The following is a 24826-nucleotide window of genomic DNA, read 5'->3' as shown; positions in this document are numbered from 1 at the left end:
GTCCAAATGGACTGGGGTTTTTTCGTATATAAACACCTAAAGATGTTCTAATCAGTCAGGTCGATGAAAGACATTCACCCATGAATATCATCGACATTAGTACATCCATGTACGTCAAAGCCCGCTACTGATGTAGCGGGCTTTTTTGCTTTGGGGGAATGCAGCGATAGAAACATCGCTTTAGTGAAGACCAATACTAAGTCTAGCTATTCACCAAGCACCTATTCGAATAACAGGCTCATCCGCAAAGGTTGGTCTGGCGTCGTTTACCTATGTTGAGTCTCTACGCGCTATACCCGCTGTTTAAAGAATTCGTTAAATACCCCTTTGATTAATATTGACAAAAAACGTCTCGCGTCAAAAAAATGACGACAGGTTTCTTTTTACGTATTTACTCAAAATAACTGTCTGTATAATAACGGCAAATAATAAGCGCCATGAGCGCGATAAAATAGTTGTGCAGTGTTTTGGGGATAATATGAAAAAACTAATTTTTGCATTAGTGTGTGCTGCTTCGTTTCAAACTCAAGCCAGCTTTATCGCTATGTCCGATCGATTTGATTTTGTTCGTGATGCCAATGGCACTGAACTGGATTGGTTGAATCTAACGTATAACGAAGGGCGGCTCTTCTCAGATATTTTAGCTGATACTGAAGTTGGTGGTATTTATGATGGATGGCGACTAGCCACACGGTCGGAGTTTAACGGCTTGCTATCAAGTGCAGGTTATAATGCAAGCTCAGATCCGTATTCAAATAACTACAACATCACCCCTTCGGTACCTACAGGGTTGGAAGCTTACTCACTGTCTGCACTGATCAATATGCTCGGTGATACGTGGGAGTCATACATCAACCGAACATCGTCCCTTACGTTGGTGAATGGTGACCAGAACGAAATGTGGAGCTGGGGAATTTTAGCGGATGATATCGACACCGATAATTATTACTTAGGTCTGCTGTCGCAGGGTGAGCACCAATTTCTTGATGGCGCCGGTAACCTGTTCGGCGCCACTGACTTAATCCCATATTATAGTAATGCTGCTATTCAGGACTTAATTCACTATGACACTCAGTCTGCTTATTTAGTGCGTGATATTCCTGTTGCTCTTAGCGCTCCCATCCGAGCGCCACTGTTGCTGCCTGTAAACGCCATACCTGCTGTCACTAACCCAATTCCTGAGCCGAGTGCTATCGCTTTAATTAGCTCGTGTTTAGCTTTGTTATTAGCGATTCGCTCGCGACATCCTAAGAGACGACTTCAGCCGATGGTTGCAACGACAGGTTAGATAGGTTTTTGCTGTGAGGATGCCGCCGCCAACGTCCTACCCGCCAAGAACAAATCACAGAACAAGGTCGTCCACTAGCCGCACTGATTAACGCTTATCGAACTTGGATGCTTGAACAAGAGCAACCCGAGGTAAGCATTAGCGTTGTGAACCTCAAATGGTAATTAAAAAAACAACCTGTTTTGGCAAGAAGAAAACACACTTTCTAAACATTTTTTGATTTACGTGGAGTTGATAAACAAAATGCAATATCAACTTTATCGATCTTGACCAAAACCATCGAACTGAAGCCCTTTAGCGCCCTACCGTTCTGAAATATCAACCCCTAGTCGCACTATTTTTGTGCGTAATTTCGGTTAACTCCGGCACTTGAAATCTTGTTGTATGCACATTATGTTGAACTGGCTATCAGGCACACCATATTGTGTTTTTATGGTTTTCTTGGTGGCTTATATTGTGATTTATATAAAGGGGTAGCCCATGGCTAAAACGCAAAAAGGTAAGAAAAAGGTATACGTAAAAGAGCATGTTCGCGCAGATGGTAAGAAGGTGAAACCGCATTATCGTTCAACACCAAGTTAATCATTTGCTGTAGGCATATAAGAATTATTATGAGGAAAAATAGGATGTTTAAGAGTAATTATGCTTCGAGTGGTCATACGGCCAACCACAGAAGTAATCGACTGATACGGCTGAAGAGGGCTTGCCAAGATGGTAATCCAATTCAAATCAAAAAAAATGTGCGTGAGTTTCGCAATCCCAACACACATTCTTTATTTAACGATGTTCAACTTACCTAATTTAACGGAGGTAGCTCAGAGGCTTGTCAACTGATAAGTCTAGAGGGGAGGCGTGTTGCTGCACGTCACCCTTCGTCTCAGATAGTAGTTAAGCAGTAAACTAATTTCAATAACTAATTTTAATATAGATTATGCACTGCATACTTAGTTACAGCGTTAAAACTAAAAAGGCCTAGCCGAAGCTAAGCCTTTGAATTTATTGGTCTCCACGGCAGGATTTGAACCTGCGACCCCCGACACCCCATGACGGTGCGCTACCAGGCTGCGCTACGTGGAGACACGGCAGCTATCTTATTCAGTTTTAAGTGAAATGCAAGAAGATAACTGCCATATATTATTGCTTGGCTAATAAGTAATCAGTCAGTGTCGCGGCCAGTAAAGCGCTGCATTTCACGGACGGCATTCGCCATTGGGGCAATTCGCAATAGTTCATTGCGACGACGCTGCATGGTGTTATCAAAAATCTTATAGTCACCAAACTTATACACCAGCGTAAAACGATCTGGCTCAACCACGGCAAAACTACTTTGGCGACCCAAGAGTAACCACGAGTGGGTTTGTCCGTCGATCATAGACAGGCCACTACTAATCTCTTTGGGGTTGATTGACTCGCTCGACAGCATTTGCACAAGCGTGGCAGAGATGTCGTAGTGGCTACTCAAACTACTCAGCACCCTAGGTTGAATACCTGCGCCACTCATGATGAATGGAACGTGCATGGTGTCATCAAGGGCGTTCGCCGTTTCTTTGCCGATGGTCAGCGGATTGCTACTCCAGCCCGCATCACTAGTGACCACTAATATGGTGTTACTAAAATCGATATTGGAGGCAACATAATTGACTAACTGATCGGCATGTAACACTGCATTCTTATAACGATTAGTCAGCGCCTGCTCATCCATTTCAGCATCGTCATCGAGTAGTAACACACCTTCAAGATCAGGTTGGAATGGATTGCTGAACCCTGGCGGTGTCGCAAAGCGCTCCACGCCCATTAGATTAATCAAGTGGAAACTTGGCTTATCAGTATGTTGTTGATAATGCTGTTGCCAGTGATGAAGCGTGGCTGTATCCGCAATTGCCGCATTGACGCGCTGGGTGGGCACGTATTGGGTTTCAAAGTCGCGGTAATGTGGTAAATGCGAAGGTACCGTTCGTGTTGAGAACAAGCCCAACTCGTAGTCGTGCGCATTCAGCCAACTGGTCATGAATGGTTCACTTTGCGAATAACCAGCAAGCTTGCTGTAAGTAGCAGGTATACCGTAAAGCAAACCAAACATGGCTTCGTGATGACTTTTAGCAGTAGCGAAATAGTTATTCGCCCATAAGCTGCTTCTCGCCAGAGCCGTGGTGTAAGGCATGTTGGTACTGTTCAGCATGTCGGCTTGTAGCGATGAAATGACTACCACAACGACATTGGTCGCTTTATCCGGTGTCGCGGATTGTTTGACGAGCGGATATTTAAAACGAACATTGAGTGCCGCATCGGCATCTGCAGATGCTGGCGCCGTACTAATACCCCATTTATTTAAAGTGGTTTTAGCGGTCAAAGGAAACGACAGTGGAAAGAAGTCCTGCTGCCGTGTAATGCCGGTATGGCCCACAACGTCGGCCGCGGCATGGGCAAAATTGTAGATAAAGAAGCTGCTAAAAAAGACTTGCGTTAGGCGCTTGCCTAGAGCGCGGCGAGAGCGACTCTCGCGCCAACGAGACAACCAATTCGCGAGCGCTATTTGCAGAATAAGCAGCATGCCGACCACCGCAATAGATTTCCACCAAACCATTTGCAGTTGATCACTTTGGGCATTAAATAACAGCTCATAAAGCAATGGGTTGCTGTGAATGCCTAAATCTGAATAAAACTCGCAGTCGAGCAACAACATGCTTTGAGCTATCGTCGCAACGATAATGGCTAAGGTCCGATAGACGCGCCACCACGGCACAACAAAGGCGAGCGGAAATAAAATAGCGACAAAGCCAGCAAAAAAAACAAAGGCGAAATGACCGAGAAGGTAGGTGACCAAATAGAGGTTATCTAGTGCTGTGGTTGGCCAACCGCCGGCAATGGCATAACGAATGCCGACGGCAATAGCTATGAGGATGTTGGCAAAAGTGAACCAGTGACCCCAGCCCACAATGGTTGAAACTTTATCCCTGTATTTCGTCTGCAACGTTCGATCTCGCGTTTAGATTTTACGGTTAGCTAATTTCGTGGCTCAAACTGTTGCTCAAGATACCGCTTGTTTTAACGCAGCACAAAACTGATCGGTTAATGCTTGAGTTTGAGCAGCTGGAACACGTTCACTTAAAAGTTGGCTAACTAAGTTACCAAGTACCATAAGCTCAAGATCGACAGGGGCTTGTTGCGCACGAAAAGTTTGACTGATCTCAACCATGAGAGCTTCTACTTGTTGATTTGTATATTTAGATTGAATTGGCATCTTGGATTATCACTTTGTTAATAACGCGACTAGTGTAACATAGCGAACCGCTATTCCATCTCTGAGCCTTAGCTATGTCGGTAGAACTACAACATTTTATCATTCATCGTTTGCAAAATAATGGGCAAGATCAGTTAACACCTGAGCTTCAGCAGGAAGAAATGGTGCTGTCTGAAACTGCCTCCTTACTCGTCGAAGAGCTTCACCGTAAATTCAACGCCAAACCCAGCAAAGGAATTGGCCGGTTTGTTGAAGGCAGTGACAGTGTATTCCCATCGTTGTTAAGTCACTCGTCTGCAGATTTCATTAAGTTCTCGCAGCAAACGTGTCAACTCATCGCCGATAAAATGGCGGATTATGGTTTGGCAAATGAATGCTACCTGCTATTTACCGAGTACCGTTTTGTTGCACAGCACTTTTTATTGATTTCCGAAGTGCCGGTAAAGGAAAGGGTCACTTGCAATGACAAAATGGAAATTGGCAAGTTCCGATTTTTAGACGCCGATGCGTTGCAACTCGCAATACGCTTCGACCAAATGCAAATTGCTACAGAACAAGACAATTTTGCCACGTTCATTAAAGGGCGAGCAGGGCGCAAGGTGGCCGACTTCTTCCTCGATGCGATGGCGATTGAAGAACAAGTTGACCGTAAAGCCCAAGCCGAGCAACTTGGCTCAGCGATCAGTGAATTTTGTGATCAGTACGTGCCAACACCAGAAGTGCAGGCAGAAATTAAAAAGGAAGTGGTGGCCTATTGTAAAGAACGCCAAGATGCTGGCGAGTCGGTGCCCGTTCATGGTGTCTCTGAGCTGATTAGTGCGCCAAGTGAAGTGTCATTTAGTGACTTTATTGCCAGCGCCGAAGAGCCGCTACCTGCGGAAATGGAACCCGAATTAAAAACACTGAAACAGCTCACTCGATTTGCTGGCACGGGCAAAGGCGTGTCCGTTAGCTTCGATGCATCATTGTTGGGCAATCGGGTGAAATATGACCCGCAAGCAGATTGCTTAACCATTACTGAGATTCCCCCGAACCTAAAAGATCAGCTAATCCGCAAACTAACTTCTTCAAGCAACTAGCTCCCTGTTTCATTTGCGTTTTCTAGGTTGGCGTCCATACTTGCCATAGCGCCAATCTAGCTCTTCCCCAAACAACTCAAGAATTGGTGAAACCGGTAACAAACTTTCATAAAACTGAAAGTTTGGTCGGGGCGCATTCTTTTGTTGTTACTCTTTTGCAACGTCATGTTGTGAAAGCGGTTTCTTGAAATTTATTGCTATTTTGAGTGGCGCTTTCTGAACTGAAACACGATTTATTTGTCTCTATTTTGACCGTTTTGTAATGGTTATTGAAAGCCGGTTTCAAAAGTTTGAGTTGTGTCATATGACTCTACCTAGTCATGAACTAAACTTGCGGCGGCTAGGTTAGGGGCCACCCCTAAAAAAAAATATCAAGAGCATAAGCTCATATAATCTCAAAAAAGGAAAAGGCGAATGAAAACTTCAATGTTGGCTACGGCCGTAGCAGTTGCAACCTTAGGTATGTCAGCTTCTGTTGCTGCAATTGAAGAAGGCAAGTTGCTCATATGGATTAATGGCGATAAAGGCTACAACGGCCTTGCGGAAGTCGGTAAGAAATTTGAGCAAGAACTAGGTATTCCTGTCGAAGTTCAACACCCTGATGATGCAACGGGAAAATTCCAGCAAGCAGCATCTACAGGTGATGGTCCAGATATCTTTTTCTGGGCACACGACCGCTATGGCGACTGGGTTGGCGCAGGCTTACTCTCTCCTGTTGAACCATCTCCAAAAACGAAAGCTTCTATCGAAGACTTTGCGTGGGATGCAGTGACCATCAACGGTAAAGTTTATGGCTACCCACTTTCTGTTGAAGCGATTGGCCTGATTTACAACAAAGACCTAGTACCAAATCCTCCAAAAACCTTTGAAGAGCTTCCAGCTCTTGACAAAAAACTGCAAGCACAAGGCAAGAACGCCATCTTGTGGGACTACAACAACACCTATTTTACATGGCCAGTACTGGCAGCAAATGGTGCCTATGCATTCAAATATGACAATGGCTCTTATGATGTTGCAGACACCGGCGTGAACAGCAAAGGCGCTAAACAAGGTGCAACGCTGATCAAGAAAATGATTGACGATGGCATGATGCCAACAGGCGCTAACTACTCGGTGATGGAGTCCAAATTTAATTCTGGCGAAGTTGCCATGATGATTAATGGTCCTTGGTCTTGGGGCAACGTCGAGAAAAGCGGTATCAACTACGGCGTAACCTTCATCCCAAGCGTTGGCGGTAATCCTGCTAAGCCATTTGTTGGTGTTGTTGCTGGCGCAATTAACGCTGCTTCACCGAACAAAGATCTGGCAAAAGAATTCTTGGAAAACTACCTCTTGAATAAAGAAGGTCTGTCAACCGTTAACGCCGACGTTCCGCTAGGTGCTGTTCCTCACAAAGAGTACATGAGCGAGTTGGCAAGTAATCCAAATATTGCTGCTACGTTTGCTAATGCCCAAGCGGGTGAGCCAATGCCGAATGTAAACGCCATGGGTAAATTCTGGGGCGCGATGGAATCGGCGTTGAAAAACATCACTTCAGGCACACAAAGTGTTGATGATGCGCTTGATACCGCGGCTAAACGAATCGTGAAGTAATTTGATTTAACCGGCAGTAATGGAGGAAGCCTAGCTTCCTCCATGTGTTTATTAACGCGAAGGTTTAATTAAGGTTGTCAAAATGGATGCACCATCCCCTGCATCAAGCTCAAAGGTGGGACTCTGGCTAAAAATCATAGCTCTTGCTGCCACCATTCTTATTGGTGGTTATGCAATCATTGCTATGTACGCCAGTGGCGAATATATATTCGCAATTGTAACGCTCCTGCTCATTTCAATTGGCGTTTACGTATTTACCAACCCACGCACGTATGCGCACCGATATATTTTTCCTGGTGTCGCAGGTATGGCGATTTTTATCGTCTTTCCAATGGTTTATACCATATTTATTTCGTTCACTAACTACTCGGGTACGAACCTGCTGACGTTAGAGAGAACGCAAAACTATCTATTATCGTTAACCTATCGAACAGATGGCGGATCGTACGATTTTTCATTGCACAAAGGTGACGATGACCGCTATGTGATTGCCTTGCAATCGGAAGATAACCCTGAGCAGATATTTGTTTCTCACAACTTAGAGTTGATGAACAAACAGGCAATGACGGCTAGTCGCACACAAGTGAAAAACTTGCCATTTGTTGATGGCGGCGTAGACATGCGTGTGGCCTCGGCAATGCCGGATACGCCCGCTGAACCAATTCGTACCGTGGTTCAATTACGTGATCACCTATCGGCGATTAAGCTAAATCTTCCCGATGGTCATGTTCGCCTGTCAATGAACGGGTTACGGAAGTTTTCCGCCTTAAAGCCGATTTATTCATTGTTGGAAGACGGCGCGGAAATCAACCACCGGATCATTTCAGACGGCGATACCTTACGGAACAACCGTACTGGTGAGTTCCTTCGCCCCAACTTTAATACCGGTTTCTACCAACCCGTTGATGACAACCTAGAGTTCATTGGTGAGCGAGTACCGCCAGGGTTTACTGTGGGCGTTGGTTGGAAAAACTACCTGCGGGTGATGACCGACAAAGGGATTCAAGGTCCGTTCCTACAGATTTTTGTCTGGACGGTTATCTTTGCTGGCTCTTCGGTTGCCTTAACCTTGGCGCTAGGGATGGTTCTTGCTTCTCTTGTTCAATGGGAACAGCTCAAAGGAAAAGCGGTATACCGAGTCTTGCTGATCCTACCCTATGCGGTACCGGCGTTTATCTCGATTCTCGTCTTTAAGGGCTTATTCAATCAAAACTTTGGTGAAATCAACCTTGCACTAGAAAGCTTGTTTGGGGTTAAACCAGATTGGTTTACCGACCCGACGCTGGCGAAAACCATGGTGTTGATTGTTAATACCTGGCTCGGCTACCCATACATGATGATTTTGTGCATGGGATTACTTAAGTCGATTCCAGAGGACTTGTATGAAGCTTCGGCAATGGACGGATCTGGTCCGGTAGGTAACTTTTTCAAGATTACCGTGCCGCTGCTGATGAAGCCTTTGACACCACTGCTCATTGCATCATTTGCCTTTAACTTCAATAACTTTGTGTTGATCTTGTTACTTACAAAAGGTGACCCAAATATTGTTGAAGCAACAACGCCTGCTGGCCACACCGACTTGTTGGTGAGCTATACCTATCGGATCGCATTTGAAGGATCTGGACAGGATTATGGTCTGGCAAGTGCCATTGCCGCGCTTATTTTCATCATGGTTGGTGCGCTCGCTATTTTGAACCTAAGACTAACCAAAGCTGAAAACTAAGGAGACGATACGATGGCAATTGTTCAACCTAAATCAATTAAGTATCGCATCTTAGGCACGCATGTCTTTATGTGGTTCTTTTTAACGCTGATTATCTTTCCACTACTGATGATCATCGCAATCTCGTTTCGTGAAGGTAATTTTGCGATCGGCAGCATTATTCCAGAAAACCCATCATTGGATCACTGGCGCTTAGCGCTGGGTATACCTGTGGTGATGGAAGACGGCTCAATTAAACCACCGCCATTTCCTGTACTGACTTGGTTGTGGAACTCCATCAAAGTGGCCGGTATTACGGCAGCCTTGATTGTGGTGTTGTCTACAACATGTGCTTATGCGTTTGCTCGGATGCGTTTTTCCGGCAAGCAGACAATTTTGAACGGCATGCTGATTTTCCAGATGTTCCCATCTGTATTGGCGTTGGTGGCGATTTACGCCATGTTCGACAAAATTGGTCAGCATATTCCCGCGTTAGGGCTTAACACCCATGCCGGTCTAATTTTCATTTACTTATCAGGTATTGCACTGCACGTGTGGACCATCAAAGGCTACTTCGAAACCATTGATTCGTCGCTTGAAGAGGCTGCTGCGATTGATGGTGCTACGCCATGGCAGGCTTTCCGATTGGTTCTGTTACCACTGTCGGTGCCAATTTTAGCGGTGGTGTTCATCTTGTCGTTTATTGCGGCCATTACTGAGGTGCCTGTTGCATCACTGTTGATGACGGATGTGAACAAGTACACCTTGGCCGTTGGTGCGCAACAATACCTATATGAACAAAATTACTTATGGGGCGACTTCGCCGCTGCTGCGGTTATGTCTGGTTTGCCAATTACGTTTGTATTTTTGCTGGCTCAACGCTGGCTGGTCGGCGGTTTGACTGCTGGCGGCGTGAAAGGCTAATCCCTGCACAAATTTGATGAATAATCGTAAAGAATTCGGAGTCTGAAATGGCTGAAGTAGTCCTAAATAGTGTTAGAAAAAATTATGACCCAGCGGTCCACCAAGACACGCTGCGCGACATTAATCTAAATATCAAAGACGGTGAATTTGTGGTCTTTGTTGGCCCATCCGGTTGTGGTAAATCCACGCTGTTGCGCATGATTGCAGGCCTTGAAGATATTACGTCGGGCGAGTTAGAAATTGGTGGCAAACACATGAATGACGTGCCACCCGTCGGCCGTAACGTGGGGATGGTGTTTCAGTCCTATGCACTTTATCCACACATGGATCTGTACGAAAACATGGCGTTTGGTCTTAAGCTGAAGAAAGTCGAAAAAGCGGAGATCAAAAAGCGCGTGGATGCAGCCTCAGATATATTGGGGTTAACGCCATTGCTTGATCGGAAGCCAAAAGCGCTTTCCGGTGGTCAGCGTCAGCGGGTTGCTATTGGGCGCTGTATTGTTCAGCAACCGGCGGTGTTTTTGTTTGATGAACCCTTGTCTAACTTGGATGCAGCACTTCGCGTGAAAATGCGGATTGAGATTGCCAAGCTACATAAAGAACTGGAGTCCACCATCATTTACGTCACCCACGATCAGGTGGAAGCCATGACGTTGGCTGACAAAATTGTGGTTTTGAGTCCTTTGGATCCAAATGCGGCCACTAATTTAGAGCAATTTGGTTCGCCATTAGAGCTTTATCATAATCCTGCCAACAAGTTTGTTGGTGGCTTTATTGGCTCACCCAAAATGAACTTTTTAAAAGGTGAGCTGCTGGAAATTAGTGACGCCGGCTGTAAGGTGAAATTAACGACGGGTGATATTATTTCCGCTTCGATTGATGCGTCTAGAGCGCAAGTCGGCGATGAAGTTGAGCTAGGTATTCGCCCTGAGCACTTGGTCACCACCGATCATCCCCATGCTGACAGTTGTATTGCTGGTGATGTCATGGTGGCTGAGCACTTAGGCGCAGAGTCATTTATTTATATGACAATTGATGAGCAAGACTTTACGGTTAAAGCGGAAGCCGAAGTTGACGTACATGCAGGTCAGAAATACCAAATTGGTATTCCGGCTGATGCATGTTATTTGTTCGACGCAAACGAACAAGCATTTCCTCGTAAAGCCAAGTACACCACGTCCAAACTGACATAAGCGATGATTTGGCTCGCCAAATAACGTTAAAACCTTAAAAGCCGGCATTGCCGGCTTTTTTATTCGCGTTACTTCTTGTTTTACTTGATGAACAAAACTCGAGCTTGAACTTCGTGATGCTTTCATCGGCTGCAAGAGCAATAGTTTTATTGAGTAACAACTCAAACTTGTATAATTTATGCGATAGTTCTCCAACCTTAAGAACTCGTCTTCCCGACTAAGAAATACATGCTTCGCAACTTATTCCGCCATCTGATTGCAACAGGTTTCGCTAGCTTCATGTTGGCCGTGCCATTATTGGGCTACGCTCAGCCAATGCCTGATGTGGAAGTTGCGCTCCAAGAGCTCGAAGCGCTTCAATGGCATAGTGCGTCGGTTCAGCAACAACAACTGAAACAGTTGGCGCAGCGTCATGACGAGATGAACTTAGCGCAACAAGCTCGGCTAAGCTTGTTTAAAGCTCAGTTAGCCTTGATCAATGGTGATTATAACGAAGCTGAGCAACTCGCATCGGCCATTGCCCAGCAACGTGAATTACCTGCACAACAGTTGTCTGCTTATGCGTTGTTACTGAATCTTGCTGCTATTCGCGGCGATTATGAAGCGGCATTTTTATACCTCTACCAAAGCGAGTTGTTGCTGTCAGACGAAACCCCTTTGCGCCAACGTTACGATGTGCTGTCTGCCGCAGGGAACCTGTTCAGCAATGCTCAAATTTACGATCAAGCAGCATTTCGGATTGAACAAGCAAAGCTCATTGCTGAGCAGCTTGGTAGTGCGAAATTTGCCTGCTCGTCAATGTATGTCAGCGCAAAGCTTGCTTATCTGACGAAGCAGCTGAGCCGAGCGGCAAACTTGTTTGAACAACAAATTGAACTCTGCCAAGCCAATCAAGAAACCTTGTTTGTAGGCGTGGGTTTAATTGGGTTGGGGCGAATGTTCGGCTACCAACAAAAAGAACAAGAAGCCCTAGACGCATTGTTGCGGGGCTTGGATATTTTGCAAAGCAATGGCTTTAAAGCTGGCATTGTTACGGCTCAAGTCAGTTTGGCGCAGCTCTATTTACGACAACAGCAATTAACCAAAGCCTTAGAACACAGCCAACAAGCCATCTTGCTAGCGAGTCAGTTGCAACAGTGGCAGAGTCTAGCGGACGCTTACCAAGTGGCGAGCTTGGTTGCCGAGCGACAAGGGAATTTGGATAAAGCACTCGAATTTGAACGTCGTTTATTCTATGCCTCAGAGCAGGCTCTCGGGCAAACGAAGGCGATACGTCTGGCATACTTAAAAGCCCGTTTCAGCTCTACCGCTGAACAGCAAAAAATAAACCTGTTCAACACCCAAAATGAGCTCGCAGATATGCGAAAAGAAGCCATCATCAACCACAGGTGGCTAATTATTCTTGGTTTGTTTGCCACATGCAGTGCTTGTGCGCTTTTATTTGTGCTGCTGATCCGTTCTCGAAAAGAACACAAGCATTATCGCTTGTTGTCGCAAACGGACTCGCTGACCAATATTTTCAATCGCCGCTACTCTCTAGAATTAGCAGAGGCTCGCTATCGCTCGTGCTTGTTAGAGCAGAGCCACTTCACTGTCGTGATGATTGATGTTGATTATTTCAAGTCGGTCAATGACACCTTTGGGCACGCAGTCGGCGACGAAGTGTTGCGGCACGTGGCCACCCAACTGAGTCAAGCATTGCGTAAACGTGACATTATTGGTCGCACCGGCGGCGAAGAGTTCGCAATTTTTCTACCCGGTAGTAGTCAGCAACAGAGCCTGTCTATTATTGAGCGTTGCCGTCAAAACTTGATGACCATTAGTAATCAAATGCCGCAGCAGATTGAAGTCACCGCCAGCTATGGCGTGGCATCAGTTTCAGGCGTTAACCTTCCATTAGAAACCATTATTCGGCGGGCTGACGAAGCCTTGTATGAAGCCAAGTCGGCAGGTCGAAATCGGGTTGTGATCTATCGGGATGAAGCAACAGATAAAGGCGATGTGTCACAATATGAAGTCATGCTGTGAGTGACGATTAAAATGCGCAAATGCTGACTGGCGCTGTATACTGAGCCTCAATTACGCAACCGCTCATTGAGTTTTAAGAAGTTATTAGTTGGTCAGCATGCAACTGTTTGTAAAAGATCTCACTGTTATTGATTCCTCCTATTTGTGCCCAAACCGTGGAATGGTTGGCCAAAGCTGGATTGTTGACGTTGTGCTTCATGGCCAATTGGACCAACAAAGCATGGTGCTGGACTTTGGTCAGGTTAAAAAGCGCTTAAAAGCCATTATTGACGAAGAAGTTGATCATAAATTATTGGTGCCAGCTGGGCATCAAGCAGTCACCTTGACCGAAGGTGACCATGACATGCGCTGGCTCGACTTTGATGGCGCGGGCGGCAGTATCCACTTGTATTGCCCATCACAAGGCCTTGCATTATTGCCGACCGAAGCCATTACGGCGCGTTCGGTGACTGATTATTTGGCGGCCATCATCCCTCGTTACTTGCCAGACAACGTTGTGAGAGTTGATCTCACCTTGCGCGAAGAAGAGCTAGATTCAGCCTGTTATCACTATACCCATGGTTTGAAAAAGCATGATGGCAATTGCCAGCGTATTGCCCATGGGCATCGTTCAATGATTGAAGTGTGGCACGCCGGTGTTCGCAGCGAATTATTGGAGCAGCGTTGGGCAGAGCGTTGGCAAGATATTTATTTAGCCAGTGTGGAAGACCGCAGACAATTAGCCGATATGCATCGCTCAAATGCAGCATCTCAACTTGGAGATCAAAGTCACTACGGATTCAGTTATGTCTCTGGCCAAGGCTTATTCGAACTCATCATGCCTCGCAATGCCGTTGAGCTAATCGATACCGACACGACCGTAGAATGCTTGGCAGACTATTTACTACGCGAAACTCATAAATGGCCAGAAGTGACAGGGGCAATTACCATTTACGCTTATGAAGGTGTGGGCAAAGGAGCCATTGCAAGTGATGAATAATATGATACGCACGTTATTGGCTGTATCGCTGTGCTGGTCGAGCGTCGCGACGGCTCAAATAGAGCTGTTGGCAAAACCAATTCAAGGCGCATTAATTCGCGGTCAAGTAGCGCCCGGCGCAAGTGTTACTTATCAAGATCAATCGCTTGAAGTTGGCCCCGCCGGTGAATTTGTTTTTGGCTTAGGGCGCGATGAAACGGGCTCTCGCGAGTTAGTTTCGGTTGACCGAAACGGCGTTGAAACGCGAACGACCATCGACATTATTGAGCGTGAGTTTAACATTCAGCGTATCGAAGGCATTGCCAAACGTATCATGAATCCCAATCCTGCGGATGTTGAACGCGCCCAGCAAGATAATCGTATGGTTGCCTCCGCACGAGCGCCGGTCACCGAACGACTCGATTTTATGCAAGACTTTATCTGGCCTGTCGAAGGGCCGATTTCTGGTGTGTATGGCAGCCAGCGGTTTTACAATGGTGAACCGCGCAGGCCGCATTTTGGCGTTGATATTGCCCGCCCAACCGGGACCGAAGTGATGGCGCCGGCTGATGGCGTCGTGGTGCTGTGGGTACCCGACATGTTTTATTCTGGCGGCACCATGATCATTGATCATGGCTTTGGCGTTAATTCAACATTTCTGCATTTGTCTGGCGCTTTAGTCGAGCAGGGCGCGACTGTTAAGCAAGGTCAAGCTGTGGCTCTTATCGGTGCAACGGGCCGTGTTACTGGTGCCCATTTAGATTGGCGAATGAATTGGAAATCGGCTCGAGTCGATCCTCAGTTACTGGTGCCGCCGATGCCACAAAAGAGTGACTCCAACTAGCCAGCATGCGTGAGCAAAATTGTGTTTCCTCCAGCAGCGTTGGCGTGAAAATTCAAGGCTAGGCTATGATTGACTGAATGCGAAGAGATGCGATGTTACCGCTCAACATGCTTTCTGGTGTGCTTAGTCGAAGCTTGCTGCCTAAGGTGAAACCGTCAATTAATTGGTGACCATGTTTCTTCGGTTTGTCGATGGTTTGTTCATATTTACACCGAATGGGTAATGCGAATGTGACAAGCTACAAATTTCAATTGGTGATTCATGATCGTCGCTCGGCAGCTGTATAGACTGCTAGCCATTGCGAACAGCTAATGAAGTACTGGAGCCCAATGAGTTTAGTGTTTAGCCGCAACTTGCTACTGTTGTTAAAAAGCATTGTCATCAGCTCGCTGTTATATCTTAACTGCGCGTCAGCCAGTGATGATGCGCCAATTCGGGTCACCTTTATCAATCCGGCTTCACCCAGCGTTCCTTTTTGGGGGCGTTTAACGGAGCAAATGCAGCATGCTGCAGATGACCTCGGGATCGAGCTCAAGATCTTATACGGTGATAGTAATCGGGGCCATTACATTTCCAGCCTGTTGGCCGAAATTGAATCAAACCAGCCTCCTGATGTCCTCATTTATATCTATATCCGGCAGCGCGGCGAGGTTGTGCTTAAAGCCGCTGAACACGCCGGTGTTAAATCCTTCATTATCAATAGTAGTGTGCCGGCTGATGAACGTAGCAAGGTAAAACGACCTCGTGAACGTTTTAGCCAATGGATAGGCAATATGGCTGCGGATGATGAAAAAGTCGGCTTTGATCTGGCGAATTACCTGATTGATATGAATAAGCAGCGTGACCATTCCCACTCCAACTTGATCGCGCTAAGTGGGCTACGAAGTGTTGCCACCACGCTTGAACGAGATAAAGGTTTACATCGAGCGGTCGAACAGCAGAGCAGCACAACGCTTAAACAATTGGTACATACAGATTGGCGAGCCCACAAAACCAGTGCCATTGCGACTGGTTTACTCACACGCTTCCCCAAGACGGATTTAGTGTGGGCCGCAAGTGATAGCCTTGCATTAGAAGCTAGAAAAGCGGCTATTGCGCAGACTCCCGATAAAAATCCAACGATGCTGTTTGGCGGCGTCGACTGGAGTGAAGCTGGCCTAGCTGCCATTTCCGATGGTCAATTAGATGTATCCTATGGCGGTCACTTCATGGAAGGGGCTTGGGCGATGGTGTTAGTGCACGACTATTTTGGTGGTGCGGATTTTGCGAAAGAAACGGTTCAGTTCAAAACGGAGCTAGCACCTGCCAATCAGCAAAATGTTGTGGCAATCAAAGCGGCAATCAAAGCGCTGGATGATGGCGATATCGATTATCGCCAGTTTTCGTTGCTCCATACCAACCCGTCGCTGCCTTATGATTTTAGCTGGGAAAAAGTTGTTGCCGAGACTAAAGCCAGTCAAGCGAATATCGAGCGAGCCAACTAAGCGGTCGGCTCGCTCAAGGGCTAACGCTAAGCGCCAGGTCGGCTGAGCCAAGGTTCTGCAAGGTTGGGATCGGCCAGTGCCAATTCGACTAAACAAGGTGCAGACTGAGTTAATGTTAAACGAGTTTCAAACAGTTGCTCATGGCGGAAGGCATGCACCGAGACTTGCTCTCCGGTAGCAAATTCATTCAACACGGCTTGGCAATTTCCCGCATTAACTCGAGTTCCGCCAATGGCAACGATGATGTCGCCGGCGGCTAAGCCAGCTTGTTCGGCGGCTTCACCCTCAAACAGCACAGCTAATTTAGCGCCACCATCGCCAGCACTAATCCGTGCGCCTAAGTGATTGCCTAAGCGTTGGCTCGGCGCTTTACCACCTTTATCGTCAGGGCCATAGCTGGGGCGTAATTGATAACCGACACCGGCCCACTGCAACAGCTCAATTGTTGGTAATTCGTCGGTGCTATCGAGAGCAACATGAAAGAATACCGCCAACAACGCATTGGCTTCTGGGCAATGAGGTAGCAACAGCTCGGTGGCATAGCGCTGCACCGTGTCTTCTTCTGTGCCGATCTCAGGTTTGCCGTGACGTTGCCAAAGCATACGCATAACATCATCGAGAGAGACTTGATGGTTAGAGTGCTTGCGCAGCAGCAAATCAAGACACAAGGCTATTTCTGCCCCTTTGGTGTAGTAAGAGACAATACCATTGGGTGCATTTTCATCTTGTTTGTAAAACTTACTCCAAGCATTAAATGAGGAGTCAGTTACCGTTTGCTTCAGGCGCCCTTGGCCACGACTCACACGGCTTAGCGTCACCGCTAGCATGTTGAGGTAATCGGTTTGAGTGATCACGCCAGAGCGGCATAACATGAGTTCGTCGTAGTAGCTGGTGATCCCTTCATAAGCCCAAAGTTGTCGCGTGTAACTTTCTTGGCTGAGTTGATAAGGGGTAAACTCGGCAGGCTTAATGCGCTTTACATTCCAGCTATGAAAATACTCATGGCTGCATAATCCCAGAAAGTCGCGATAGTCAGCCGTCTGTGGATCGGACGCGTTGGTAATTAACGCCTTGCGTGATGTCATTAATGCGGTGGAGTTACGATGCTCTAGGCCGCCGTAACCGTTGCCAACCACCATGGTCATAAACAAGTACTGATCGAATGGTGGCTCGTCTTGAAACATTTCGATTTGCGCGGCACAAACCTTTTCCACATCGGCGGAAATTCGCGCTAAGGCACCTTGTTGGGCGCCTGTGTATATCATGCGGTGATTGACGCCGTGGGTTTGAAATGAATCTTCACTAAAGGTGCCCATTTCAAATGGGTGATCCAGTAGCTCATCATAATTTTTCGCTAGGTAATCACCAAAGCCTGCCGTATCAACCTGGCTTGGCATCAGGCCGGTGGCAACGCGCCAGTTGTTGGCTTTGGCGTAGTCACTCGCAATGATAGCTAGCCCGTGAGCTAGCTCTTCGCTACCAACAACCTGCAGGCATAAGCTGCTTGGATTGAAAAAGCCGTGTTGTAAATCGAGATGAGCCGCACGAACCGACAAGTCCCACGCGTACACTCGATAATTAAATGTCACCGTTCCGCTGACCATTTCGGTTTGCCAGCTTTGTTTGTCGAGCTGGATCAGCTCAAGGGGCATGTCACCACTGTGAGCTTCGAGCGTCACAATGTTGCGAGCAAAGTCTCGAATCATGTACGAGCCGGGTAGCCAGGCGGGCAGGGTTACAGTTACTGGTCCATTGGCTTGCGTAGTGAGTGACACATCAAAATAGTGGCTGCTGGCTTGATCGAATTTAATTTGATAGTGCACGGCTGGGGTTGTCATGAATTGAGTTCGCTCTTTGGTGGAATCGTGGCATTAGCTCGCTTATGCTAATCCAAACTCTGTTTGCCGAGAAGACAAGGATATGGTTCAACCCACAATATTTTCTAAAATCATCGCGAAGGAAATCCCCGCAGAAATTTTATATCAGGATGAATTGGTGACAGCCTTTCCTGATATTTCACCTCGTGCGCCAACTCATGTGTTGATTGTGCCCAACCATCAAATTCCAACGACCAATGATGTGACTGCCGATGATGAAGCAGCGCTAGGTAGAATGTTTACGGTGGCGGCCAAGCTGGCCAAACAGTTTGGTATTGATGAAGACGGCTATCGCCTGATTGTCAATTGCAACAAGCATGGCGGTCAGGAGGTCTACCACATTCACATGCATTTAGTTGGCGGCGTTCATCTTGGGCCTATGCTTTCGCGCTAAAGTTACCCCATCAAAAACGGCCAGATAACTCAAACGACCGTTTGAAAAATGTGCGAAGGTCAACATCTTTGACCTTCGCTGCTGTTCCCGACCAGCTCTCCTCGTTATTCTCTCGCTTCCATTTAAATAAAACTTATTCTCAACTAAATGGATAACTAACCCTGTGGGAGGGATTTATGGCAACGGCGCAGCTACAGCAATTACTTGATGAATACGGCGAGAGCCATCAAAACGGCACCAACAAGTTTATTCATTGGATTTGTGTGCCGGTTATATTTTTTACTGTTGTTGCCCTGATTTGGAGTATTCCGTTCCCATTTGCCGAAGCGGCTTGGATTAATTGGGCAACAGTCTTGCTACTACCTGTTCATCTTTACTACTGGCGTTTGTCGCCACAGTTAATGGTGGCAATGTTGCTATTCAGCCTGGCTTGCTGTGCCTTGTGTGCCGTTTGGAGCACAACAATGCCGCTATGGCAGTTCGCGTTGATGGTCTTTGTTGCGGCCTGGGTAGGGCAGTTTATTGGTCATAAAATTGAAGGGAAAAAGCCGTCTTTCTTTAAAGATGTATTCTTTTTGCTCATCGGCCCAGCTTGGTTGATGCATTTTATTTTTCACAAGCTGGGCGTTAGATACTAATGACGCTGCTAGTGGTTGTGCTCGTTAGCAAGGGCGAGCACATCTACCTGTTGTCGGCGCAATAATTCGATTAACCGGATCAAAGGCATTCCCATCAAGGTATTCGGATCATCACCAACTAGTTTTTCAAATAACGCAATGCCCGCCGCTTCACTCTTAAAGCTACCAGCACATTTATAAGGTGTCTCTAACGTTAGGTAGTGCTCTATTTCATCATCGGTCAATGTTCGGAAGTGCACTTCAAAAGGCTCGACCAACGACTCAAATTGACCGCTTTGCGCATCTAACAAGCTCAAGCCCGTATAAAAGGTCACCACATTGCCGCTAGAAGCCTGTAGCTGTGCAACTGCATTTTCGTGACTGTGAGGCTTGCCTAGCACCTTGCCATTAACGACAGCCAGCTGATCTGAGCCGATCACTAAACCATGTTCGTAGTGCTTAGCAACGGCCTGTGCTTTTTCTACAGCTAATCGCTCTACTAATTGTTGCGGTGACTCGTTGTTGTTGGCAGACTCATCTACATCCGGCGCGCAGCACACAAATGGAATGGCTAATTTTTCTAAAATTGCCTTACGAAACGGCGATGTGCTGCCTAGAATTATTGGGCGTTTCATGACGCTGTCATCATTTGATAGGTTGGTTTTAACAGTTTACGAATTGCCGATTCGCTTGTCAGTCACAACAACACTGATTTGTGCTGAAAATTTTTATTGCCCAAAGCAAGAAATTCCTTTGACTAAGAGGGATTCCATCATTATCATTCGCGCCCTATGCAAAAAGTGAACATTCCTGTGCGCCTTGATCCGGTGCGCTCTGCTCAAAAGCGACTGCGCTATGACGGAGTGATACCGCAGCAAGTGCTGCCCCGTCTCGTAGAGATGGCAGTGCCAGAAGGGCGTGTGGAAGTAACCCTTGCATGTGACCGAGATGAACAAAACTTAGCTGTAATGAGAACGCAAGTTCGCACTCAGCTGCAATTAGTTTGTCAACGCTGTAACGACACCTTCTTACAAGATGTCGATATCGACGTTAGCTACAGTCCGGTCAGAGATGATGATGCTGCCGAACAGCTTCCTTCAATATACGAACCTGTTATGTTGACTGAAGATGAAGATGTGCATATTCATCAGCTTATCGAAGACGAAGTTTTGTTAGCGGTGCCCTTTGCACCAATGCATGAACCAGGTTCATGCAAGCAAACGAGTCACATGAGCTGGGGCGAACTAGACGAGTCTGTAGAGGATAAACCCAATCCCTTTGCAGTATTGAATAAACTGAAAAACAGTGAGGAGTAAGGGTTATGGCTGTTCAAAAGAATAAAGTTACCCGTTCACGCCGCGGCATGCGTCGTTCACATGATTCATTGAGTGGTCCAACGCTGTCTGTGGATGAGACTTCTGGTGAAACTCACCGTCGTCACCACGTGACTGCTGACGGCTACTACAAAGGTCGTAAAGTTAAGTAAGGTCTTACTTAATTTGAACTCTCTAACCATTGCGTTAGATGTAATGGGGGGCGATTACGGCCCCTCCGTTACTTTAGCTTCTGCTTCCAAGGCTCTTTTCGAGCACCCCAATCTAAATCTTCTTCTTGTCGGTCAACAGACCGTTATTGAACCCTGGCTCACGTCCCAAACCGCCTCAATTCAACAGCGTTGCCAATTGCTACATGCAGATCAGGTCGTTGAAATGGATGAGCGGCCAGTGAGTGCATTGCGCACCAAACGTCAATCCTCGATGCGCTTAGCGTTAGAAGCGGTTGCCGCCGGTGATGCGTCTGCTTGTGTCAGTGCTGGTAATACTGGCGCCTTAATGACCATGTCCAAGCTGATCTTGAAAACACTACCTGGAATCGAGCGGCCAGCACTGATCACAGCGCTACCGACAATGGACGGTGGTCGTTTGCATATGCTCGACTTGGGCGCCAATGTTGATTGTGATTCAGAAACCTTATTCCAATTTGCCTTAATGGGATCGGCGATGACGCAGGTGGTGGAAAACATTCCACAACCGCGAGTTGCGCTGCTCAATATTGGCGAGGAAGAAATCAAGGGCAATGATCAAATTAAGCAAACCGCTCAACTGCTGCAGTCCTGTGATGATCTAAACTACAGCGGCTATATTGAAGGCAATGCAATTTTCATGGGGCACGCCGATGTGGTCGTCTGCGATGGCTTTGTTGGCAATATATGCCTGAAAACATGTGAAGGCCTGACAAGCTTGATTTTGACTTCACTCTTCCCCAAGAAACAATTGCCGAAGTGGAAGAAGTGGTTGATTGGACTCGTTTTTCCCGGTGCTGTTAAATTAAAAAAAGCGATGAACCCCGACCAGTATAATGGCGCAAGTTTGCTAGGATTGCGCGGCATTGTGGTCAAGAGCCACGGCAATGCTGATGTCGGCGCAATGGCTGCGGCCATTAGCGAGGCGGTGCTGGAAGTTGAGCGTCAGGTTCCTAAACGCATCGCCGACATGCTGGAATCAGCACTTTTAGGCAATTAACTGGATTTTCATGCACTCTAGAATTATTGGTACCGGCTCTTACGCGCCGAAGCAAGTTCGTACAAACGCTGATCTGGAAAAGATGGTTGATACCAGCGATCAGTGGATTTTGGAACGCACAGGCATTGCAGAACGCCACATTATTGGTGATGACGAAACCATCACAGATCTGGCTCGCAATGCATCATTAAATGCCATCGACGCAGCACAAATTGCTGCCAGCGATATCGATATGATTATCGTTGCAACGGCAAGCAATACCATGGCTTTCCCAAGTTTGGCTTGCCAATTACAAGCTGAGCTCGGTATTCCCGCTATTCCTGCTTTTGATCTTGCTGCCGCTTGTTCGGGCTTTACTTATGCCCTGAGCGTGGCCGATCAGTATATTCGTACCGGCTTCTCTCACCGTATTTTAGTCGTGGGCGCCGATACGCTTAGCCGTATGTGCGCGCCAGAAGATCGCTCCACCATTATTTTATTTGGTGATGCGGCGGCCGCTGTCATTCTTGAAAGCTCTTTAGAGCCGGGCATCTTGTCGACGCACATGCACGCCGATGGGCGTTACACCGAACTGCTAAAAGCAGCGGTGCCAGCCTATGGCAAAGCACCTTCTGAAGATGACTACATGTTCATGAAGGGCAATGAAGTCTTTAAAGTTGCGGTGACGAAGCTCAGTGAGATTGTCACCGAAACCTTGGCCTACAACCAGATTGATAAACATGACATTGACTGGTTAGTGCCCCACCAGGCGAATTTGCGCATTATTTCCGCAACCGCCCGCAAGCTCGATATGAGCATGGACAAAGTTGTGGTGAACCTCGAGCGCTATGGTAATACCTCTGCCGCTTCTGTACCGCTAGCTTTGGACGAAGCGATCCGAGATGGTCGCATTCAACGTGGCCAAACCTTGCTGCTTGAAGCATTCGGTGGTGGCTTCACCTGGGGCTCCGCGCTCATTCAATATTAAACATCAGGTAGATTTGTTATGGCGTCAAAACGCGTTTTCTTGTTCCCTGGACAGGGCTCTCAATCCGTTGGCATGCTCGGTGATTGGGTTGATCATCCGGTTGCTCAACAAACCTTTGCTGAAGCGTCAGCTGCACTTGGTTACGATTTAGCGGAACTGATTCAAAATGGGCCGGTCGAAGAGTTGAACAAAACCTTCGTTGCGCAGCCTGCATTGCTGGCAACCAGTGTTGCTTTGTATCGTATTTATTTGGCTGCCGGTGGCGCCAAGCCCGATTTTATGGCCGGCCATAGCCTTGGTGAATACTCTGCGCTGGTTTGCGCCGGTGCGCTAGCGTTTGCTGATGGCGTTAAGTTGGTTGAACAACGCGGTCGTTATATGCAAGACGCGGTACCTGCAGGTACTGGCGGCATGGCTGCTATTATCGGTCTAACGGCTGAGCAAGTAGTTGAATGCTGCGAACAAGCGGCAAATGGTGACGTGGTTTCTGCGGTGAATTTCAATTCACCGATTCAAACCGTCATCGCCGGTGAAGCTGACGCGGTAACCCGTGCAGGAGCTGCTTGTAAAGAAGCTGGCGCTAAACGCGTAGTGCCATTGCCAGTGAGCGTGCCGTCGCATTGTGCGCTGATGCAACCTGCTGCCGATAAGTTAGCAGAAACGCTGAAGGAACTTGAGCTTAGTCAGCCTGAAGTGGCGGTAGTGAACAATGTTGATGTTGCGACTGAAGCTGACGCGGACGCGATTCAAGCTGCGTTAGTTCGTCAACTGTTCAGCCCGGTTCGCTGGACTGAGACCGTCACATGGTTAGCCGATCAGGGCGTTAGCGAAGCGTTTGAAGTGGGCCCAGGAGCCGTACTTACAGGCTTAATCAAACGTGCTGAAAAACGCATGACGATTAAAGCTATTAATACCGCTGAAGCTGCCGAATCTATCGTAGCTGAGTAATCAGCTAGATAACTTAAAAGGAAAATAACATGCTTGATCTGACAGGACAGGTCGTATTAGTCACTGGTGCGAGCCGAGGTATCGGCCGGGCGATTGCCGAGCAAATGGTTGCTTTAGGTGCCTATGTATTCGGCACCGCTACCAGCGAAAAAGGCGCTGCCGCCATTAGCGACTACTTGGGTGACAACGGCCAAGGCTTAGCGTTAAATGTGACCGATAGCGAATCAATTGATGCCGCTTTTGCTGCAATTAAAGAAGCAAAAGGTGACGTGGATGTGTTGGTTAATAATGCCGGCATCACCAAAGACAACATTTTTATGCGAATGAAAGATGACGAATGGCAGGATGTGATCGATACCAACCTGACTTCCTTGTTCAAACTTTCAAAAGCTGTGATCCGTGGCATGATGAAAAAACGTGCTGGACGTATCATTAACATTGGCTCCGTGGTTGGCACCATGGGCAATGCTGGCCAAGCAAATTATGCTGCGGCCAAAGCGGGCTTAATTGGTTTCACTAAGGCGCTAGCTCGTGAAGTAGCGTCACGTGGTATTACCGTCAATGCGGTAGCGCCAGGTTTTATTGAAACCGATATGACACAAGCGCTTGATGATGGCCAAAAACAAGCCATTATGAGCCAAGTCCCACTAAATCGGTTGGGCTCACCAACAGAGATTGCTGCAACAGTTGCATTTTTAGCCTCGCCGGTGGCAGGTTATATCAGCGGCGAAACAATTCATGTCAATGGCGGCATGTACATGGTTTAAAAAGTGCGACTAGGTCAATTAAATTCCAAAAAACATCTATATTTTATGTGTTTTGTGGTTTGACCAGCATTTCAGTCCATTTCGGATCTTGCATCTTGGACTCGATTGAATAAACTACTCGCAAATTTGCGCATTGCGCTACTAGAAAGGAAATGACCTATCATGAGTACGATTGAAGAACGCGTTAAGAAGATCATCGTTGAACAATTGGGCGTTAAAGAAGAAGAAGTTAAATCTGCATCTTCTTTCGTTGATGACCTCGGCGCTGACTCCCTGGACACTGTTGAGCTAGTGATGGCTCTGGAAGAAGAGTTTGATACTGAGATTCCAGACGAAGAAGCAGAAAAAATCACTACTGTTCAGTCTGCTGTTGACTACGTTGTAGCGCACCAAGACTAAT

General features: G+C 47.0%; 23 protein-coding genes and 1 tRNA gene. 19 read left to right on the top strand and 5 right to left on the bottom strand.

The genetic code is table 11. From position 1 onward, the window contains the following. Positions 1-478 precede the first annotated feature (478 nt). The gene (locus K0504_RS16465) at positions 479-1288 is read left to right on the top strand and encodes a hypothetical protein (protein WP_220105253.1); all 810 of its coding nucleotides are present in this window, start codon (positions 479-481) and stop codon (positions 1286-1288) included. A 1000-nt stretch (positions 1289-2288) separates the two neighbouring features. Here the strand turns inward: K0504_RS16465 and K0504_RS16460 are convergent. From K0504_RS16460 to K0504_RS16450, 3 genes are all read right to left on the bottom strand, one after another. Further along, positions 2289-2365 (bottom strand) — tRNA-Pro (locus tag K0504_RS16460). A gap of 79 nt (positions 2366-2444) precedes the next feature. Further along, a complete protein-coding gene (locus tag K0504_RS16455; RefSeq protein ID WP_220105252.1) occupies positions 2445-4259 on the bottom strand; it encodes a DUF3413 domain-containing protein in 1815 nt (604 codons plus the stop codon). Between the two features lie 57 nt (positions 4260-4316). Next, entirely contained in the window at positions 4317-4529 is a 213-nt protein-coding gene (locus K0504_RS16450) for a YejL family protein (RefSeq protein WP_220105251.1), read from the bottom strand. A 74-nt stretch (positions 4530-4603) separates the two neighbouring features. On the opposite strand from K0504_RS16450, the gene K0504_RS16445 reads away from it, so the two are divergent. From K0504_RS16445 to K0504_RS16405, 9 genes are all read left to right on the top strand, one after another. Next, positions 4604-5608 (top strand): nucleoid-associated protein, encoded by a 1005-nt coding sequence (locus K0504_RS16445; protein WP_220105250.1) that lies wholly within the window; start codon positions 4604-4606, stop codon positions 5606-5608. A gap of 414 nt (positions 5609-6022) precedes the next feature. Further along, a complete protein-coding gene (gene malE / locus K0504_RS16440) occupies positions 6023-7201 on the top strand; it encodes a maltose/maltodextrin ABC transporter substrate-binding protein MalE (protein WP_220105249.1) in 1179 nt (392 codons plus the stop codon). A gap of 82 nt (positions 7202-7283) precedes the next feature. Beyond that, a complete protein-coding gene (malF, locus tag K0504_RS16435; RefSeq protein WP_220105248.1) occupies positions 7284-8924 on the top strand; it encodes a maltose ABC transporter permease MalF in 1641 nt (546 codons plus the stop codon). A gap of 12 nt (positions 8925-8936) precedes the next feature. Next, the gene (gene malG, locus K0504_RS16430) at positions 8937-9827 is read left to right on the top strand and encodes a maltose ABC transporter permease MalG (RefSeq protein ID WP_220105247.1); all 891 of its coding nucleotides are present in this window, start codon (positions 8937-8939) and stop codon (positions 9825-9827) included. 47 nt (positions 9828-9874) lie between these two features. Then, positions 9875-11020, top strand: a complete 1146-nt coding sequence (locus K0504_RS16425; RefSeq protein ID WP_220105246.1) for an ABC transporter ATP-binding protein — start codon at positions 9875-9877, stop codon at positions 11018-11020. 228 nt (positions 11021-11248) lie between these two features. Beyond that, positions 11249-13048: a tetratricopeptide repeat-containing diguanylate cyclase gene (locus tag K0504_RS16420; RefSeq protein WP_220105245.1), complete on the top strand. Its 1800-nt coding sequence runs from the start codon at positions 11249-11251 to the stop codon at positions 13046-13048. 97 nt (positions 13049-13145) lie between these two features. After that, positions 13146-14027 carry a 6-carboxytetrahydropterin synthase gene (locus K0504_RS16415; RefSeq protein ID WP_220105244.1) on the top strand — a complete coding sequence of 294 codons (882 nt, stop codon included), beginning with the start codon at positions 13146-13148 and terminating at the stop codon, positions 14025-14027. Continuing rightward, the gene (locus tag K0504_RS16410) at positions 14020-14850 is read left to right on the top strand and encodes a M23 family metallopeptidase (protein ID WP_220105243.1); all 831 of its coding nucleotides are present in this window, start codon (positions 14020-14022) and stop codon (positions 14848-14850) included. The genes K0504_RS16415 and K0504_RS16410 overlap by 8 nt, the downstream gene beginning before the upstream one ends. Positions 14851-15179: 329 nt before the next feature. Next, the gene (locus K0504_RS16405; protein ID WP_220105242.1) at positions 15180-16334 is read left to right on the top strand and encodes an ABC transporter substrate-binding protein; all 1155 of its coding nucleotides are present in this window, start codon (positions 15180-15182) and stop codon (positions 16332-16334) included. A gap of 26 nt (positions 16335-16360) precedes the next feature. Here the strand turns inward: K0504_RS16405 and K0504_RS16400 are convergent, their stop codons facing one another. Next, complete coding sequence (locus K0504_RS16400; RefSeq protein ID WP_220105241.1) at positions 16361-18172, bottom strand: M61 family metallopeptidase; 1812 nt, start codon at positions 18170-18172, stop codon at positions 16361-16363. Positions 18173-18254: 82 nt separating this feature from the next. Here K0504_RS16400 and K0504_RS16395 point away from each other — a divergent pair, with 82 nt between their 5' ends. Then, the gene (locus tag K0504_RS16395; protein ID WP_220105240.1) at positions 18255-18605 is read left to right on the top strand and encodes an HIT domain-containing protein; all 351 of its coding nucleotides are present in this window, start codon (positions 18255-18257) and stop codon (positions 18603-18605) included. A gap of 176 nt (positions 18606-18781) precedes the next feature. Beyond that, positions 18782-19243 (top strand): Mpo1 family 2-hydroxy fatty acid dioxygenase, encoded by a 462-nt coding sequence (locus K0504_RS16390; RefSeq protein WP_220105239.1) that lies wholly within the window; start codon positions 18782-18784, stop codon positions 19241-19243. Between the two features lie 8 nt (positions 19244-19251). On the opposite strand, the gene K0504_RS16385 is transcribed toward K0504_RS16390, so the two are convergent. Next, the gene (locus K0504_RS16385; protein ID WP_220105238.1) at positions 19252-19857 is read right to left on the bottom strand and encodes a Maf family protein; all 606 of its coding nucleotides are present in this window, start codon (positions 19855-19857) and stop codon (positions 19252-19254) included. 156 nt (positions 19858-20013) lie between these two features. Between K0504_RS16385 and K0504_RS16380 the strand changes: the two genes are divergently transcribed. The 7 genes from K0504_RS16380 (at position 20014) to acpP (ending at position 24825) form a co-directional block, all read left to right on the top strand. Continuing rightward, entirely contained in the window at positions 20014-20538 is a 525-nt protein-coding gene (locus K0504_RS16380) for a YceD family protein (RefSeq protein ID WP_220105237.1), read from the top strand. A gap of 5 nt (positions 20539-20543) precedes the next feature. After that, a complete protein-coding gene (gene rpmF / locus K0504_RS16375) occupies positions 20544-20708 on the top strand; it encodes a 50S ribosomal protein L32 (RefSeq protein WP_220105236.1) in 165 nt (54 codons plus the stop codon). Between the two features lie 13 nt (positions 20709-20721). Then, positions 20722-21744 carry a phosphate acyltransferase PlsX gene (gene plsX, locus K0504_RS16370; RefSeq protein WP_220105235.1) on the top strand — a complete coding sequence of 341 codons (1023 nt, stop codon included), beginning with the start codon at positions 20722-20724 and terminating at the stop codon, positions 21742-21744. A 10-nt stretch (positions 21745-21754) separates the two neighbouring features. After that, positions 21755-22711 (top strand): beta-ketoacyl-ACP synthase III, encoded by a 957-nt coding sequence (locus K0504_RS16365; RefSeq protein ID WP_220105234.1) that lies wholly within the window; start codon positions 21755-21757, stop codon positions 22709-22711. An 18-nt stretch (positions 22712-22729) separates the two neighbouring features. Then, complete coding sequence (gene fabD / locus K0504_RS16360) at positions 22730-23659, top strand: ACP S-malonyltransferase (RefSeq protein WP_220105233.1); 930 nt, start codon at positions 22730-22732, stop codon at positions 23657-23659. A 29-nt stretch (positions 23660-23688) separates the two neighbouring features. Further along, on the top strand, positions 23689-24426 hold the full coding sequence (gene fabG, locus K0504_RS16355; RefSeq protein WP_220105232.1) for a 3-oxoacyl-ACP reductase FabG: 738 nt from the start codon (positions 23689-23691) through the stop codon (positions 24424-24426). 162 nt (positions 24427-24588) lie between these two features. After that, the gene (gene acpP / locus K0504_RS16350; protein WP_220105231.1) at positions 24589-24825 is read left to right on the top strand and encodes an acyl carrier protein; all 237 of its coding nucleotides are present in this window, start codon (positions 24589-24591) and stop codon (positions 24823-24825) included. Position 24826 lies beyond the last annotated feature (1 nt).

It is taken from the genome of Neiella holothuriorum (assembly GCF_019457915.1).
Classification (GTDB): domain Bacteria; phylum Pseudomonadota; class Gammaproteobacteria; order Enterobacterales; family Neiellaceae; genus Neiella; species Neiella holothuriorum.
This window is presented reverse-complemented; position numbering and strand designations above follow the sequence as displayed.